Consider the following 16,068-nt stretch of genomic DNA (forward strand, 5'->3'; position numbering starts at 1 on the left):
AGTGAATTTGTTCTTATACTTTACAAAATCAGAGAGGAAGAATCAAGTTTCAGCCACTGACTGGTGCTCGAGATAACGTCGATTGACGGTCGCTTTCGACACTTCATAACCAAATCCTCGAAGGGTCGCCGCAATCTCAGCAAACGTCAAGCCACGCTCGCGTAATTGAATAATCTCTTCAATCGGCACTTCGATTCGATGTCGCCCACCTTGATCGTTATTTTGAATATTGCGCTGTGGGTTAAATCCGTTGGCGACGGCACGGCGCATCCCGCGAGAAATTTTAGCGTTATGAATCTTACGCTGATACTCTTCGACAACACTGACAATCTCCAACACCATCTTCTCGGCATCGGAAACGACATAGTCCGACGTCGACTGCATCGTCAGCAATCGCACGTCATGCTTCATTAGAGTATGCAAGATCGCAATCTTGGCATTCCCTCGTCCTAAACGACTGTCATCCGTGACGAGAACAGCATCGAGCTGAGAAGTGGATACATGGTCAAGTAAATCAAGTAGCCCTTGCCGATTGACTTCATAACCACTCTCTTGCTCTGTGATGACATCTATGACGTCGGCCCCTAATCCCGAAGCCAGCTGCTGTAATTCTTCGACTTGCCGACTGAGTGATGTCTCTTGGGTAGACTTGTTCGTCGATACCCGGCAATAGATGACGACTCGCATCGCACCACTCCCTTTCATTGCATTCATTTGTTACGATACACAGTTCAAGAATAGTTCGCAATGAAGAACAATCACTCAGCGGCATACCATTTCATTTTTCGTTCGTTATGCTCTTCACGCTCTGCCATGATCTGTGCTTCGAGCGATTCCGCTTCGACGTATGCGACCTCTTGTTCAATCGTCCGCTCTGACGTGACGACCGGATCGACAACTTTTGGTTCCCCTCGCATTTCACCAGCCAAGTAAAAAGCGAACATCCCGACCAAGAGCATCCCGACTAAAATGATTCCGTTGAGTGTGTCTTTCATGATTGAATTGCCTCCCGTATAAGAATATATGTTCGTTAGAACGTTTGTTCGTTTATCTGTTCTCATCATAAAACAAGAACCCGTGTTCGGTCAACACAAAAAAACGAACGAATGTTTGTACGCTCATGTGTTCTTGTGTTACACTAGACACATAAAGAATAGGATGCGATTGCAGGTTATTCGATTATATCGAGGTGAACATAATGAAAAAAATGTCAGCGCGACAACAACAGATTCTTGATTTCATCAAAGACGAAGTACGGGCTAAAGGTTATCCGCCTTCTGTTCGTGAAATTGGAGAAGCCGTCGGTTTAGCATCTAGTTCGACCGTACACGGTCATCTAGATCGTTTAGAGAAACGCGGATTGATTCGTCGAGATAAGACGAAGCCTCGCGCGATTGAAATTTTGACTGACGATATGCCGACAATGGAAGAGCAAGAGTCCGTCATGTACGTACCGGTCATCGGTAAGGTCACTGCCGGGACGCCGATCACCGCCATCGAGAACGTGGAAGAACACTTCCCGCTCCCGGCACATATCGTCGGGTCAGATAATGTATACATGTTGTCTGTCTCTGGGGATTCGATGATCAACGCAGGCATCTTGGACGGGGACCGGGTGCTCGTGCGCCAACAGAGCACGGCCGACAATGGAGAGATTGTCGTCGCCATGACGGAAGAAGGCGAAGCGACCGTGAAGCGGATTTACAAGGAAGCTTCAAAGGTCCGCCTTCAACCGGAGAACGACGAGTTAGAAGCGATGTATTTTGACAACGTCTCGATTTTAGGGAAGGTTATCGGTGTATACCGTACGATTCATTAATGGCTAGTGGCAAGACCCATACCCGAACGAATCTCGTGGCAACCGGAGCACTCGCGGTTGCCACGCCTTTTCTTGAGATCGATGTTCCATTCTCTTTGATCATCGGCGCCATTATCGGTACACTCTGGCTCTCCCCGGACCTCGATTTAAAATCAGACGCCTATTATCGATGGGGACCACTCAAATTGATCTGGCTCCCTTACGTAAAGCTTATGCCGCACCGTTCGCTCTTCTCACACTTACCTGGTTTGAGTGATGTGATTCGGATTGCGTATATCGGCTTCCCGCTCGTGCTGATCTTGCCCTTCACGGCATACGAAGAGGCAATCCGCTCATGGGCGGACATTCATGGCATGTCTTTCTTTTTAGGGCTCGTGTTTGCGACGACGCTGCATACGACGCTCGATTATACATCAACGTTCTTTAAGAAAGCGTTTTGACCAACAAAGGACCATCTTCGTGAAGTACAGAAGGTGGTCCTTTGTTTTAATTGGAATGATAACGTGTTATAGGGTATCCATTTTATGAATGAAATGCTTAAACTAATACGACCCGATCTTTCCTGCACGCAAATTATCGAGATGAGTTGGAAGAAATCCGATATGGTCAAACTATGAAGGAGGAGAACTTGATGGTAAAAGCATTAAATGAGCTGATGGACTTTATCGAACAGCACTTAACGGAAGAACTTTTAGATTCAGAAATCACAAAAATCACCGGACTATCTGCTCACCATTTTAAGAGGATGTTTTCGTATATGTCAGGAATGACACTTCACACTTATATACGAAATCGACGGTTTTCTATCGCAAATGAAAAATTGGTTCATGGTTCAAGCGTAACAGAAATCGCATATCTCTATGGATATCAATCGGTCGAAGGGTTTTCCAGAGCGTTTCGAGATTGGTCTGGTCATTTGCCTTCTGAAGTCATGAAGAATCACTTTCAAAAGTCGTTCCCTCGCTTCACGTTTTATATCGATATAAAAGGAGGAACATCAATGGAGTTCAAGTTAGAAGAGAAAGAAGCTTTTCAAATCGTTGGAGTTTCAAAGCGTGTCCCTATTCAATTCGAGGGAGTCAACGAAGAAATCATGGAACTAGCGAAGTCGATTACGGAAGAGCAACGGGCTCACATGCATGAATTGGGCAATTTATATCCGCATCGTGCCTTGAACGCATCATTCAATTTTGATGACGGTCACTTAGAAGAAGAAGGTTATTTGACACATATGATCGGTTTCGCCACGACAAGAGAAATTAAGTATGACGATCTCGAAGTGATCTCAATCCCAAAAAGTTTATGGGCAATCTTCCCGAACACTGGACCATTCCCAAACACTCTACAAGAGACGATGGCAAGAACCTATGCAGAATGGTTACCTTCTTCGGGATACGCACTTCAAGACTTGCCAAGCATTTCATTTAGCAAAATAGAAACAGGATATGACAACGTATATAGCGAGGTTTGGGTCCCTGTGAAGGTTAGAGAAGAGCCGGAATCATAAAGATATCTCCGCTATTATGATTTATCAAAAAGAGTATGGAGCATCCCAAATTGAGGGATGCTCCATACTCTTTAATATATCTCTTCTATTAGTAGAGCGTCATGTACTGATCGCGTTCCCACTCTGTTACTTGCATGCGGAACATATCCCACTCGATTTCTTTCAACTCGAGGAAGTGTTCGCCGATATGCTCACCGAGTGAGTCCATCACGACTTTGTCCGCACGAAGGACTTCGAGTGCGTCAAAGAGTGTCGCTGGGAGATCATCGATTCCGTTTGCTACACGCTCTGGCTTGTCCATCACGTAGATGTTGCTGTCGATTGGTTTTGGAGCATTCAAATCTTTTTCGATTCCGTCAAGACCTGAAGCCAAGAGGGCAGCAAGTGCAAGGTATGGGTTCGCTGCCGGGTCAACCGAACGTACTTCGATACGTGTCGAGAGACCACGTGCCGCTGGTACACGAACGAGTGGTGAACGGTTGCGTGCGCTCCATGCAACATAGCAAGGTGCTTCGTAGCCTGGTACGAGACGCTTGTATGAGTTCACAGTCGGGTTACATACCGCTGTGAAGGCACGAGCGTGCTCCAAGATCCCAGCCGTGAACGCGCGAGCTGTGTCTGAGAGTTCCATGTCACCGTTTGGATCGTAGAAGACGTTTGTGTCACCTTTAAAGAGTGACATGTTCGCGTGCATTCCTGAACCGTTTACACCGAAGAGTGGCTTCGGCATGAATGTAGCGTGAAGACCGTATTTCGCAGCAATTGTCTTGACGACGAGTTTGAACGTTTGAATGTTATCTGCCGTCGTGACAGCATCTGCGTATTTGAAGTCGATTTCGTGTTGTCCTGGCGCTACTTCGTGGTGAGACGCTTCGATTTCAAAGCCCATGTTTTCAAGTTCGATGACGATCTCTTTACGGCAGTTCTCACCAAGGTCAACTGGTGCCAAGTCGAAGTATCCACCTTGGTCGTTAAGTTCAAGAGTCGGACGACCTGATGCGTCTTTCTTGAACAAGAAGAACTCTGGCTCTGGTCCAACGTTGAACGCTGTGAAACCAAGTTTTTGCATCTTCTCAAGGTTACGCTTGAGAATTCCGCGCGGGTCACCGCTGAACGGCGTGCCGTCTGGGTTATAAATATCGCAAATTAAGCGAGCGACTTTTCCGCTGCCATCTGTCCACGGGAAGACAACCCATGTGTTGAGGTCTGGATACAAGTACATGTCTGATTCCTCGATGCGGACGAATCCTTCGATTGACGATCCGTCAAACATCATCTTGTTATCAAGTGCTTTGTCCAATTGGCTGATCGGCACCTCGACGTTTTTGATTGTTCCGAGGATGTCCGTGAATTGAAGACGAATAAAGCGTACGTCTTCCTCTTGTGCGATGCGTTTAATGTCTTCTTTTGTGAACGTTTTTCTGGCCATGGTAAAATGTCCCCTCTCACATTGCGTAATGGTTGATGTGTGCGGCGTTATCGATAGAAACGTGAAAGCTCACCTTGAATGAGCGACGTCTTATTGAAACGACCGGCTTCTTGAAGCTGTGTTTTCAACAAATGATGTAACTCTTTTTCCGAAACCTTCGGTGCTTCATTGACCGGTGCGGCCGGAGCAGATGCTTCCGTTTCTTTTTCACCTTCTTGCTCTAACATGTGGCGAATCGCCGCCAAGTTAAAGCCTTGGTCAATGTAATCCTTGATTGCGAGTAGACGTTCGACATCATTAAAGGAATAAAGTCGTCGTTTCGATTCCGTCCGACTAGGCGAAATCAGACCCTGTTCTTCGTAATACCGAATCTGCCTACCTGTCAGTTGCGTCAAATCTTGGACGATTCCAATCGGAAACAACGGGTTGGAGCGACGAAATTGATCGGCCATCCTTACCCCTCCTTTTCTGTCTCACAATGTGAGAATAATATATGACAACAATCCTGTCAATAGATGTTAAGAAAGTTAACATGACAGATTGGTTACAAATGTGTCGGCTGATTTTGGTCGTTAAATTCGACCAATCCTTTACCGTGTAATTGGCTCAACGCCAACATAAGCGCGACTTTTACGTGAGCATACGTCAGACCACCTTGAACGTAAGCTGTATACGGTGCCCGAAGCGGACCATCGGCAGACAGCTCGATGGATGACCCCTGAATAAATGTCCCAGCTGCCATGATGACGTCATCTTCATAACCTGGCATATAGGCCGGCACCGGTAACGCATGGGCATTGACCGGCGATGCCATTTGGATGCTCTGACAAAACGCAATCATCTTGTCGCGGTCACGGAACGTCACCGACTGAATCAAGTCCGTTCGTAGAGTCGTATAGTGAGGATCTGTCTCGAATCCGATCAACGACAAAAGACTTGCCGTCAAATGCGCCCCTTTCAATGCTTGTGCGACTGTATGAGGTGCCATATAGAAGCCTTGATACATCTCTTGAAGCGAGTAGAGTGATGGTCCGGCTTCACTTCCGATACCTGGAGTCGTCATCCGGAACGAACAGCGTTCAATCAACTCTTTCGTACCAGCGATATAACCACCCGTCTTCGCCAATCCACCGCCCGGGTTCTTGATGAGGGAACCTGCCATCAAGTCAGCCCCGACATGCGTCGGTTCGATTGTTTCGACAAACTCACCGTAACAGTTGTCCACGAACACATACACATGCGGATGTGCCGCTTTGATTCGTTCGATGGCGACTTTGATTTCATCGACTGGGATACTGCGACGATTCGCATACCCTTTCGATCGCTGAATCCCGACTAGTTTCGTCTCAGGACGGATCCGTTCGATGACGCGGTCGATGTCGATTTCACGTTCCTCTTTTAACTCGACAGTATCGTAATGTACACCGAGTTCTTTCAACGAACCGCGACCATCGCCACGGATGCCGACGATTTCTTCAAGCGTGTCATACGGCTTCCCCGTGATATAGAGCAGCTCATCACCTGGTAGAAGGACACCGAACAAGGCAATCCCGATTGCATGGGTACCCGAGATGATCTGCGGTCGGCATAGCGCGAGCTCGGCTCCGAACACATCCGCATAAATGGATTCGAGCGTGTCCCGGCCGATATCGTCATACCCATATCCCGTCGTCGGATTAAAATGAAAATCTGATACTTTATGCTTTTTAAACGATTCTAAGACGCGATACTGGTTGAATTCAGCTGTTTCTTCTATCTTTTCGAAAAACGGTTTTACCCGCGCCTCCGCTTTTTTCACGAACGGCGCGAGTGCATCATAATGTTCAATCTTTTCTTGCCACATACTTACACCTCAAATTGTTTTAGCGTCGCGTATAGACGCGTGTCTTCTCTCATATAACCTACTAATTCGACAGAACCGTCATCTAAAAAGCTCTCTTCAAGACGATACATCGCCTCTTTGGCCGGGTGGTAATGTTCAAACGCCGTCACCGGGAGGATGACATGGACTCTTGTCAAAATGTCCGCAATCTTATCCTCGAGTGCTCCTGTCAACGTCACGATATCTTCCGATGCGATTGCCGAGATCAACAATGGTCCGCCGACGAAGTCTTCCGTAAGACGGTCTTTCTTATTATATACCTCGAGCTGAGGCACCTCACTCGCACCGAGCTCCTCCAATACCGCATTCGTCGTATCGATTTGATTCAAGTAGTGCGGGTTCGATGCATCGATGACATGGAGAATCAAGTCAGCACCGACGACTTCTTCCAAAGTCGAACGAAACGCCGCAACGAGTTTCGTCGGCAAGTCACGGATAAATCCAACCGTATCGGTGATGAGCACTTTCCCGCCTCGCGGAAGTTCGAGCTCACGCGTCAACGGATCAAGTGTTGCAAATAACTCATCCTGTTCATACGTATCTGCATCCGTCAATCGGTTAAAGATTGTCGACTTCCCAGCATTCGTATACCCGACGAGCGCGACTTGGAATACGCGATTTTCTTTCCGGCGTTCTCGGTAACGTCCACGGTGTGCGACTGTCCCCTCGAGCTGTTTCGTGATTTCATCGATGCGTCGCTTGATGTGACGACGGTCCGATTCAAGCTTCGTTTCACCAGGACCACGCGTCCCGATTCCACCACCGAGTCGCGAGAGTTGCGTCCCCTGACCGATGAGACGCGGCAGCAAATAGTTCATCTGTGCGAGTTCGACCTGCAATTTCCCTTCCCGCGATTGCGCGCGGCTCGCAAAGATGTCCAAGATGAGCTGGGTGCGATCAATCAATTTCATTTCATCCGGGTCGTTCAAGGCGATGCGAATGTTCTTCGACTGTGCCGGTGTCAACTCAGCGTTGAAAATCAATAAGTCCGGCTCGAACTGTTCGACGAGCATCGCCAGTTCCTCGATTTTCCCTTTCCCGATAAAGGTACGACGGTCGATTTGTTGACGCTTTTGGTCGAGTCGCGCAACGACTTCGCCTTGCGCCGTGTCCACGAGTTCGACGAGCTCGCCCATCGACTGTTCATATGTCCAGTCATCGGTGTCAGGCAACTGACAACCGACGATGACAACTTTTTCACGTTCTATCATGTAATCCCTCATTCCATAAAGTCTCACCTTCCATCTTACCACGAATCAGCGTATAGAGAACGTCCGTTTGTGGTAGGATAAAGGAAGAAGGAGGCTCGACCATGACGAAACGAAGAAAAGACTATCCGCTCCCGGAATTTATTGAAACCTACCTCTATCATCTCGGCGCCAGCGGTCGTCAACCCTCGACGCTTAAGCGATATCGCTACGACTTGATCGACGTGCACAAATACTTTCACGACCATAATGTCGAACTGAACGAACCGACGGACTGGTTAGACGTTCCCCTTGAATCGTGGAAGACATTCGTGAATGACTTCTTAATCGAAGAGAAGCACTATCAACAGGCGACTGTCGCACGAATCGTCACGGTCATCAATAGCCTGACCCAATTTTTAAATCCGCTTCGTAAAAAGATGCTTGCCTATTCCCAACCGGCACATACGTTGACAGTCGACCAAGTCGCGCTCGAATCTGAATTCGACCGACTCGTTCAAACGATTCGTTCGACGAGAGGACTGAGTGAGAATCAGCTCCAAGCTCATCCTTATCTCGTCAATCGGAACGAACTGATTGTGACGCTTTTTTATAAATATGGATTGCGTGTCCATCACATCATTCGTTTGCGAATGAGCGACTTGCATCTGGCCGATCACACCTTCGACGTGTATGATCGTCTCGGAAACCGGTTCACGTTGAAGCTGTCACAGGAAGATCAATCATTGCTCATGAATTACCTGGCTGATATCCCGACCCCGGTACGACCACGTTGGTACTCCGAAGATCCGGTCTTCGTCTCATTCGATTTCGCCCGGATGACGTTCCGCTGGGTGTATGCGAAGAATCAACCGAAGCAACTGACGATTGTCATGATCACAAAGATGATGCGACAGTTGAACGAGCGGAGTGGGCTCACGCGCTCCGTCACCCCATCGATGCTTCGAAACGCCCATGTGTTGAAGACATATGCTGGCGATATGACACCATCCGAACGGATGAATATCACCTGTATGCATAAGGAATCTTCCCTTCGCCGGTATGAACAGGCGTATGAAGAGTTTGGAACTGAACTGTTCGAGTCAGATGAAAGACCCGCCCTCTCGTGAAGGGTGGGTCATGTTTTTGTCTGTTTATAAGTGTTATCGAAATATGGCACGTAGGACATTCATAACTAAATAATGATTAAGCCGATTATACTTTATTTGGCTTCTATTGCATGCTGAAATAGTCTTTCCCTTTCATCATCAATCTGACGGGTATCGATTCTTGAAAATAATGGACCGTCATATTGAAGAATCGAAGATTTCACTTTCAATACCTCCCACCCTTCCTTGTCCACCTCTATTGCATCACGTATTTTTTGACTCGAAAATGGTAAGAATGGCCTCAATACATTACCAAAATTCACGATTAAAAACGTACAGTCCGCTAATGTTTGTCTGCATTCCGCAGGATTTTCCTTAATCGTATTCCATGGTTGTGTTTGATCGAAATATTTGTTCGAAAATCGAATCGCTTCAAAAATCAATTCCAATGCTTGTTTAAAATTCGTATCTTCGATTAACTGACCTACTTCTGCGTACAAATTGCTTATCCGTTCTTCAATCTCACTTGAAATATTGTCGTTCGGTATAGAATGATCAAAAGATTTCTCGATAAATTTTAATGTTCGATTTACAAAGTTCCCATAGGCCCCTAAGAGTTCTGCATTGTGGCTATAAATAAACTCCTTCCATGAGAAATCTGCATCCCGATTTTCAGGTGCATTAATCGTTAAGAAATAGCGAATAGAATCTGGTTCATATCGTTCTAACATATCAGGAAGCCACACTGCCCAATTCCTACTTGTTGAGAGCTTTCTTTTTTCTAGCGTCAGATATTCGTTAGATACGATATGAGTCGGGAGTGCTTTGTCTCCAAGAGCCTCTAAAATCGCTGGCCAGATGATAGAATGGAAAGGGATATTATCTTTCCCATGAACGTAATAAGCTCGAGTTGTATTGGACCAGAAAGTAGCCTCATCAGCTCCTACTGATTGCGCCCACAATCGGCTTGCAGAGTAATATCCTGAAATCGCCTCAATCCACACATACACCTTTTTCTCTTCATATCCTAGAATTGGAATATTCACACCAGTAGATAAATCACGTGATACCGCACGGTCGTGAAGACCTTCTTGTAAGTAACGCTTCGTCAAAGAAATCGCGTTTTCCCTCCATAACGATTGACGGTCCGCATTTTCTGTATATTTCTCAAGAAATTTTTGAAACGAACTCAATGAAAAGTAAAAATGTTCGGTAGAGCGTGTGGACGGTTCGTTTAAGCAATGCTTACATCGAGGTTCTAATAAATCTAATGGTTCCAAAATTGTTGAGCAGTGATCACATTGATCGCCACGAGAGGGACCATGACAAACTGGACAAGTACCTTCAACATAGCGATCCGGTAAAAATTGATCACATGTTTCACAATAGGCTTGTTCCACTTCTTTTTTATAAATGAAACCTTTTGAGTAGAGTTCAGCAAATATGTCTTGTACCACTTCATGATGCTGGGAATGATCGGTACGTGCATACACATCATAAGAGAAACCTAAGGATGAATAACACGCTACGAACTCATCATGGTATCGATCAGCAATTTCCGTAACAGATACACCTTCTTGTTTAGCACGAACAGTGATTGGTGTTCCATTACAATCACTTCCTGAAACATATAGAACGTCCTCCCCTTTACTCCGATAATATCTTGCTAAGATATCACCTGAAAGTAGGCTAGAAATATGCCCTAGATGCAATGAACCATTTGCATAAACCCAAGCACCACCAATAAATATACTCATTCTTAGAACCTCTCCCATCCTTAAAATTGAAAAAACCTCGCCCTTAACTGTCAATAACAACAGTTAAGGGCGAGGTTTGAATTCTCGCGGTACCACCTTAATTCGCAATCTGATTCACATCAGATGCCTCTACAAGTACTGTGTATCATGCTATACACGAATACCGTGACATGGATAACGGATGCCAAATCCCGTCGCCTCCTACTTGTGAATCCACACGTTCAGGACGAAGCTCAGAGACCATTTTCAATCGAGTGTCTTTTACCTTTTCTCAGCTTACAAGGTTCTCTGTATAAAAACGAACTCGATTTACTTTTCTCTTCAACGCATTTTCATATAGTTATACGTATCTTAGTCTTACCAGTTATCAGTAGTCAATAGATTTCTAATCTTGAGATTTATATAACTTATCGACACTCATCAATGTATTGTTCTCAAAAGTCGCCTTATAGAGATCAGGCATGTCGAGTTTTTTCCAAAAATCATATCCATATCGCGCATCAAAATAATTCAACATGAGAACCATAATATTTCCATGTGTGCCGAGCACCACTTTTTTCCCTTCGTACGTACGGAGCAGTGATTGTAGAGCCTCTATTCCTCTAGATTGAGCCTGAACGTTCGATTCTCCACCTTCCCATGCGAACGCAGGATTTTTCCAAACGGTCTCCATCGCGCTTGTAAAGTCTTTAGCCGGTTCTGAAGTCAAGGTTCGCTCTCTCAAATCATCCATTACTACAACGTCCTGTCCAAGATAATCCGCGATACCTTGTACGGTTTGAACGGCTCGTTTATATGGACTCGACGTCACGATATCGATCCCCTCATCGATTAGAAGATTTGTAATTTCAGCTACATCACGCATTCCTCTTTCGGATAACGGTCTGGCAAATTCGTCTGGTGTATAGGTAGAATGTGCATGTCTGACAAAATATATGGTTGTCATTCTGTAGTCCCCTTTTTAAATACGTATCTTTGTCATCGTTACTTACATACGATTTCCGGCCTCATCATAAGCTTTAGAACGATGATTTAGCTGCAAATATTCATGTCGAAGCAATCCATAGACGACATGATCGACGTAATGGTCATACAGCCATTCCGCATCTCGAATGACGCCTTCTTCTGTAAAGCCAAATCGTTCCGGAAGTGCCCGACTCTTCACATTCTCTATCGCGACTCGGATTTCAATCTTATTTAGTTTAAGGTCTCGGAACCCATACTCGATGATTGCCTCTAGCGCTTGACTCATGATGCCTTTCCCTTGAAACTCTTGTCCAAGCCAGTATCCGATCGTGCCACATTGGATTCCGCGATCAATATCGTTAAATCCAATTGTTCCAGCAAGTTCACCTTTATACATCAGAGCGAACGATTTTGGGCGCCCGCCCGTCTCAATCAACCCATTGATTCGACCCTCTATGTTCCGCTTCGAATCTTCCACTGTCTCAATATAGTCGAGCCAGCCAAGCCACTCTCGCAAATAAGGCTTCGATGCAATCGTCAGCTTGAATAGTTCTTCCGCATCGTCTGTATTGAACATTCTCAGTGTGATTTCGTCATTTAGTTTATATTCAAGCATTTGGTCCCATCCCTATCATTCATTATTTTTTCAATTCACTTTCGTAAAGTAACCTACGCAATTGCTTCTTACCCACTAATATCAAAGCGTGTCGAATCATTTAACTTTCCTGATATGACAATTTCACCCATATGATAAGTTTACAGAATTCATCAAATTTTGTATAATTATTTTTATATCATTTTATGAAGAGGTGAAAATGTGTAATAACGATACGTCCAACCCACCCAATTGAATAGATTCGGAGGAGATTTGTGATGAAATCGTTTTACACATTGCTCGTTAGCCAATGGCTCGCAAACACTGGCGATGTCCTATACATCGTCGCGCTCATTGCCTTGCTGTATCAACAAACTAGGTCCGCTCTCATGGCGGCCAGCTTCCCGATTGCCGTGACTGCCGGTATGACGCTCAGCGGATTCTTTTTCGCCCGCATCCTCAGTCGCTACTCGCTCGGGAAAACGCTCGTCCTGTCACAACTGATGAAGACGGTCACCCTTGTTCTCGTTCTCTTCACGGATTCGATTCTTGTTCTCGGACTCGTCCTGTTCATTGCATTCCTCGATGGATTCGCACGTCCAATTCAAGCGTCGTTCATCCCGAGATTGACGACGAATCGCCAACAAGCGAACAGCCTCGTTCAAGGTTCCAATCAGTTCATCCAACTCGCGATGTGGCCGCTCGGGACGATGCTCGTCTCTCTCACGTCGAGCGCCATTGCGCTAATCGTGTCACTCGTTCTCTTCAGCCTTTCGACGATTGTGACGATTTACTTCTATCAATCGCTTACGGAAGACATCGTTGATGACGAAACGGATGAATCGATTACCTTACGCGATAGTCTTACTTATGTAAGAACGTCACCATTCGCTCGTCGAGTGACTGGGTTTGTGACGTATGAATCATTTGTCAGCACGCTTTGGATTTCAGCGTTGCTTCTCGTCTATCTCGAGCGACATCTGCAAGTCGATCCAGGCTGGTGGGGAACGCTGAACGCATCATTTTTGATCAGTATGATTGCAGCGAGTGCTTATCTTTATCGGTCTCGTCGAGCGCCCTCGCTACCGTCGACTGCCGTCTTATCCATTGTTTCCGCTCTGTTGTTCGGCGTGACCGAGCATCTTGCGTTTGCGATTTTGGCGTTAGTCATTCAAGGCGCAGCTACACAAATCCGCATCATCCAGACGAACACCGTCATTCAAGAACAGATCCCGACTACACAACTTCCTTATGTATATAGTGTGCAACAAACGGGATACGCCCTCGCATTCAGTATGGGGAGTTTGCTGTTCGGTCTTCTTGCGGATGGACTACCGATCGATTCGGTATACCTTCTCGGTGCATTCTTGACCATTCCGTTAATCTGGATTGGGCGATTGACCGAACAGTCCATTTTAACCGCATCTTCTGTATAAACAAGAGGCGCCTTCTCTAAGAGAGGGCGCCTTTACGTGTAGAACTTTCCACTGAAATATACGGTTGGACTCCCCTTTCGATTACAATCGAGTGAAATCACAGATGCAACGGTCGGTTCCGAAAGCGTGATGATTTCTAAAACTGAGTTCAGACCGCAAATACGATAGTGCGTGAACGGTGTTGAATCGTCATGTATCAACTCCCAAAACGAGAAACGCGTTCGTGTCAAGAAATCCAAATACCCGGATTGCTCGAATCGTTTGATCTGCGTTCCTTCGAACTCATCTGACGGTTCATCGATGATTCCATCCGCAAATGACTCTTGAATGACCTCCATATAGATGACGTCTTCAAAGCATAGTTTTACATTGATCACTTCTCGCTGGGAATGAACCCGGCCCACTTCGACTCGTTCACGGAACGTCGTGTTTCGCTTTCTCTGGTGATCGAGTAATTTCACTTGAAAGGTGAGGCGACTCGATTCTAAATCATGCTGAAAATCAAACACATGAATCATCCCATGATAGAAGAATAGATCCTCAAACTCCATTGTCACTCCTCCTTTTCGTCACTTTCGTATTGAAATACTCCGACGCCATAGCCTCGCCTAACATCTCCTAAAATGAAAAGTGAAAGTATACACGCTTCAGTCTCAATCAAAAATCGAAATTCTTCTAATTCTTCTCTTGTCTCAATCATTGTAACCAATTGCAGGAGATCACTTTCAGATACATTTGAAAGATTGCATGTCACCATATAGTCATTCGACCATATCCTTCTCCCATGATGTTCGATACTGTACTCACACTTTGTCTGATCTGCCCATTCCGTGAAATGAGATAAAAATCGATTACTCTTCAAAATTGTCTGAAATGAAGTGACATCTAATATATATAATAGTTGAGATAAGAACGCCGCTGCCGACTTCACTTTTGGTAACCCAAATTCCCTCCAGTTGCTATCCGACGGTAGGTTGAATAGATTTTCTTTCTTTAGAGAAAATGAATCAGGGTCATGAAACTCGCGACTGTAAGCACTTAGAAAATCAACTGTCGAAATGCGTCGTTTATCGAGATTGATCCGTGTCTGTGTTGAATAGATCTCACGACGATACGGATCATACAATAAGAAAAGTTTTTCCCCTATGTAAACGCCTAACGGCAAGGTCAAATCAATGTACCGAAGTCGTCCTAATTGTGAACTCGTGACCATCACGTCAAGTTCACAATAATCTGTGACTCGATATGAACCGGCTGGCAATCGACTTAAATAGCCATGTTTCAATGTGAACAAATCCATCGTCTGAAATGACTGAACATGTAAATGTTCGACGTTTGTTTCATCAAAGTTCAAACCAGATTCTCCTTTCTTGTAACGAATGAAGTAAATTGAACTAAATAATGTCGTATACTGAAAGAAATACATGATCGGAGTGATTCCCATGTCGAAGCTTTCACACGAAGAAACCCTCGAATTACTTCATACCCTCGAGTCTCGTTTCACTGAAAACGTTGAACGTCATTCTAACGTCGTCTGGTCAGACGTATTGGAGCGTATTCAAATTGATCAGGATAAGTTGACCTCACTCGCCTTGATGGAAGAGACCGGCGGAGAACCAGACGTGATTCGTCTCCCTAACGGAGACCTCGCTTTTTGCGACTGTTCAACCGAGAGTCCGAGCGGTCGACGAAGTCTCTGTTATGACGAATCAGCTCTTGAGGCACGTAAAAAGAATAAGCCTGCCGGAAGCGCGCTCGCCTTATCTGAACAGATGGGAATCAGCCTTCTCGATGAAGAAACCTACCGTCACTTACAAACGCTCGGGGCATTCGACTTGAAAACGTCGAGTTGGATTCAGACACCGGATGTGATACGTCAAAAAGGTGGCGCCCTGTTTTGCGACCGTCGTTATGATCACATCTTCGTCTACCATAACGGTGCAGATTCTTATTATGCCGCTCGAGGATTTAGAGGAATGATCACGATTTAAGCAAGGCATTGCGCCTTGCTTTTTTTATTGCAAAAACCAACTCAAGACTTTTGGAATGTAGATGATGAAAAATAAACCGACAGGAATCAATGCAAAAAGCCTTAATATCCACGTATATTTACCCTTGAACTTCCCAAAGTAGAACATCAACGCACCAAACGTAATCGCATTCGCTGTCAAATTCGGTTCTTCTATCTTGTTCTCCATCCATTGCATGAAAAAAACCTTCCATCCAGGAAAGGATTCGAGGGCGAACGACTCACTGAAACTTGGGGTAAGGTTGTATTTCAGCCTCACAACCCAGGCTCCTATATAGACAGAGATGAATAAGAGCGCGTAGCACATCAGTGCAACGTTCCATAATTTTTCTTTCCAACCCTCACTTCGAAA

18 protein-coding genes and 1 other annotated feature are annotated in these 16,068 nt (G+C 45.5%); of the genes, 6 read left to right on the forward strand and 12 right to left on the reverse strand.

Annotated features, from left to right (window positions below; genetic code table 11):
* Positions 1-42 precede the first annotated feature (42 nt).
* The gene (locus tag EAT1B_RS02010; RefSeq protein ID WP_012726457.1) at positions 43-687 is read right to left on the reverse strand and encodes a recombinase family protein; all 645 of its coding nucleotides are present in this window, start codon (positions 685-687) and stop codon (positions 43-45) included.
* Positions 688-758: 71 nt separating this feature from the next.
* Entirely contained in the window at positions 759-995 is a 237-nt protein-coding gene (locus EAT1B_RS02015) for a hypothetical protein (protein ID WP_012726458.1), read from the reverse strand.
* A 203-nt stretch (positions 996-1,198) separates the two neighbouring features.
* On the opposite strand from EAT1B_RS02015, the gene lexA reads away from it, so the two are divergent.
* The 3 genes from lexA (at position 1,199) to EAT1B_RS02030 (ending at position 3,326) form a co-directional block, all read left to right on the forward strand.
* Complete coding sequence (gene lexA, locus EAT1B_RS02020; RefSeq protein WP_012726459.1) at positions 1,199-1,819, forward strand: transcriptional repressor LexA; 621 nt, start codon at positions 1,199-1,201, stop codon at positions 1,817-1,819.
* Complete coding sequence (locus tag EAT1B_RS02025; RefSeq protein WP_012726460.1) at positions 1,819-2,259, forward strand: metal-binding protein; 441 nt, start codon at positions 1,819-1,821, stop codon at positions 2,257-2,259. The genes lexA and EAT1B_RS02025 overlap by 1 nt, the downstream gene beginning before the upstream one ends.
* Positions 2,260-2,450: 191 nt before the next feature.
* A complete protein-coding gene (locus tag EAT1B_RS02030; RefSeq protein ID WP_012726461.1) occupies positions 2,451-3,326 on the forward strand; it encodes an AraC family transcriptional regulator in 876 nt (291 codons plus the stop codon).
* 88 nt (positions 3,327-3,414) lie between these two features.
* On the opposite strand, the gene glnA is transcribed toward EAT1B_RS02030, so the two are convergent.
* The 4 genes from glnA to hflX all read right to left on the reverse strand — a co-directional run bounded on the left by glnA (position 3,415) and on the right by hflX (position 7,848).
* A complete protein-coding gene (gene glnA / locus EAT1B_RS02035) occupies positions 3,415-4,755 on the reverse strand; it encodes a type I glutamate--ammonia ligase (RefSeq protein WP_012726462.1) in 1,341 nt (446 codons plus the stop codon).
* Between the two features lie 47 nt (positions 4,756-4,802).
* Positions 4,803-5,207, reverse strand: a complete 405-nt coding sequence (locus tag EAT1B_RS02040) for a MerR family transcriptional regulator (protein ID WP_012726463.1) — start codon at positions 5,205-5,207, stop codon at positions 4,803-4,805.
* 92 nt (positions 5,208-5,299) lie between these two features.
* Positions 5,300-6,598: a methionine gamma-lyase family protein gene (locus tag EAT1B_RS02045; protein ID WP_012726464.1), complete on the reverse strand. Its 1,299-nt coding sequence runs from the start codon at positions 6,596-6,598 to the stop codon at positions 5,300-5,302.
* Between the two features lie 2 nt (positions 6,599-6,600).
* Positions 6,601-7,848 carry a GTPase HflX gene (hflX, locus tag EAT1B_RS02050; protein WP_012726465.1) on the reverse strand — a complete coding sequence of 416 codons (1,248 nt, stop codon included), beginning with the start codon at positions 7,846-7,848 and terminating at the stop codon, positions 6,601-6,603.
* Positions 7,849-7,949: 101 nt separating this feature from the next.
* Between hflX and EAT1B_RS02055 the strand changes: the two genes are divergently transcribed.
* Positions 7,950-8,954: a tyrosine-type recombinase/integrase gene (locus tag EAT1B_RS02055; RefSeq protein ID WP_012726466.1), complete on the forward strand. Its 1,005-nt coding sequence runs from the start codon at positions 7,950-7,952 to the stop codon at positions 8,952-8,954.
* Positions 8,955-9,046: 92 nt separating this feature from the next.
* Here EAT1B_RS02055 and metG read toward each other — a convergent pair whose 3' ends face one another.
* The 3 genes from metG to EAT1B_RS02070 form a co-directional block, all read right to left on the reverse strand.
* The gene (metG, locus tag EAT1B_RS02060) at positions 9,047-10,690 is read right to left on the reverse strand and encodes a methionine--tRNA ligase (RefSeq protein WP_012726467.1); all 1,644 of its coding nucleotides are present in this window, start codon (positions 10,688-10,690) and stop codon (positions 9,047-9,049) included.
* A gap of 62 nt (positions 10,691-10,752) precedes the next feature.
* Positions 10,753-11,024: a binding site (T-box leader), on the reverse strand.
* Positions 11,025-11,075: 51 nt separating this feature from the next.
* Positions 11,076-11,636 carry a histidine phosphatase family protein gene (locus EAT1B_RS02065; protein WP_012726468.1) on the reverse strand — a complete coding sequence of 187 codons (561 nt, stop codon included), beginning with the start codon at positions 11,634-11,636 and terminating at the stop codon, positions 11,076-11,078.
* A 42-nt stretch (positions 11,637-11,678) separates the two neighbouring features.
* Complete coding sequence (locus EAT1B_RS02070) at positions 11,679-12,272, reverse strand: GNAT family N-acetyltransferase (protein WP_012726469.1); 594 nt, start codon at positions 12,270-12,272, stop codon at positions 11,679-11,681.
* Between the two features lie 257 nt (positions 12,273-12,529).
* Here EAT1B_RS02070 and EAT1B_RS02075 point away from each other — a divergent pair, with 257 nt between their 5' ends.
* Positions 12,530-13,687, forward strand: a complete 1,158-nt coding sequence (locus EAT1B_RS02075; RefSeq protein ID WP_012726470.1) for an MFS transporter — start codon at positions 12,530-12,532, stop codon at positions 13,685-13,687.
* Between the two features lie 32 nt (positions 13,688-13,719).
* On the opposite strand, the gene EAT1B_RS02080 is transcribed toward EAT1B_RS02075, so the two are convergent.
* Both EAT1B_RS02080 and EAT1B_RS02085 read right to left on the reverse strand, forming a co-directional pair.
* Positions 13,720-14,238, reverse strand: coding sequence for a hypothetical protein (locus EAT1B_RS02080; protein ID WP_012726471.1), 519 nt, complete (start codon positions 14,236-14,238; stop codon positions 13,720-13,722).
* 2 nt (positions 14,239-14,240) lie between these two features.
* A complete protein-coding gene (locus tag EAT1B_RS02085; protein ID WP_148209441.1) occupies positions 14,241-15,041 on the reverse strand; it encodes a hypothetical protein in 801 nt (266 codons plus the stop codon).
* An 88-nt stretch (positions 15,042-15,129) separates the two neighbouring features.
* Here EAT1B_RS02085 and EAT1B_RS02090 point away from each other — a divergent pair, with 88 nt between their 5' ends.
* Positions 15,130-15,678, forward strand: coding sequence for a DUF4256 domain-containing protein (locus EAT1B_RS02090; protein WP_012726473.1), 549 nt, complete (start codon positions 15,130-15,132; stop codon positions 15,676-15,678).
* Between the two features lie 24 nt (positions 15,679-15,702).
* On the opposite strand, the gene EAT1B_RS15850 is transcribed toward EAT1B_RS02090, so the two are convergent.
* Positions 15,703-15,894 carry a hypothetical protein gene (locus EAT1B_RS15850; protein WP_148209442.1) on the reverse strand — a complete coding sequence of 64 codons (192 nt, stop codon included), beginning with the start codon at positions 15,892-15,894 and terminating at the stop codon, positions 15,703-15,705.
* Positions 15,895-16,068 lie beyond the last annotated feature (174 nt).

The organism is Exiguobacterium sp. AT1b (assembly GCF_000023045.1).
Taxonomy (GTDB): domain Bacteria; phylum Bacillota; class Bacilli; order Exiguobacteriales; family Exiguobacteriaceae; genus Exiguobacterium.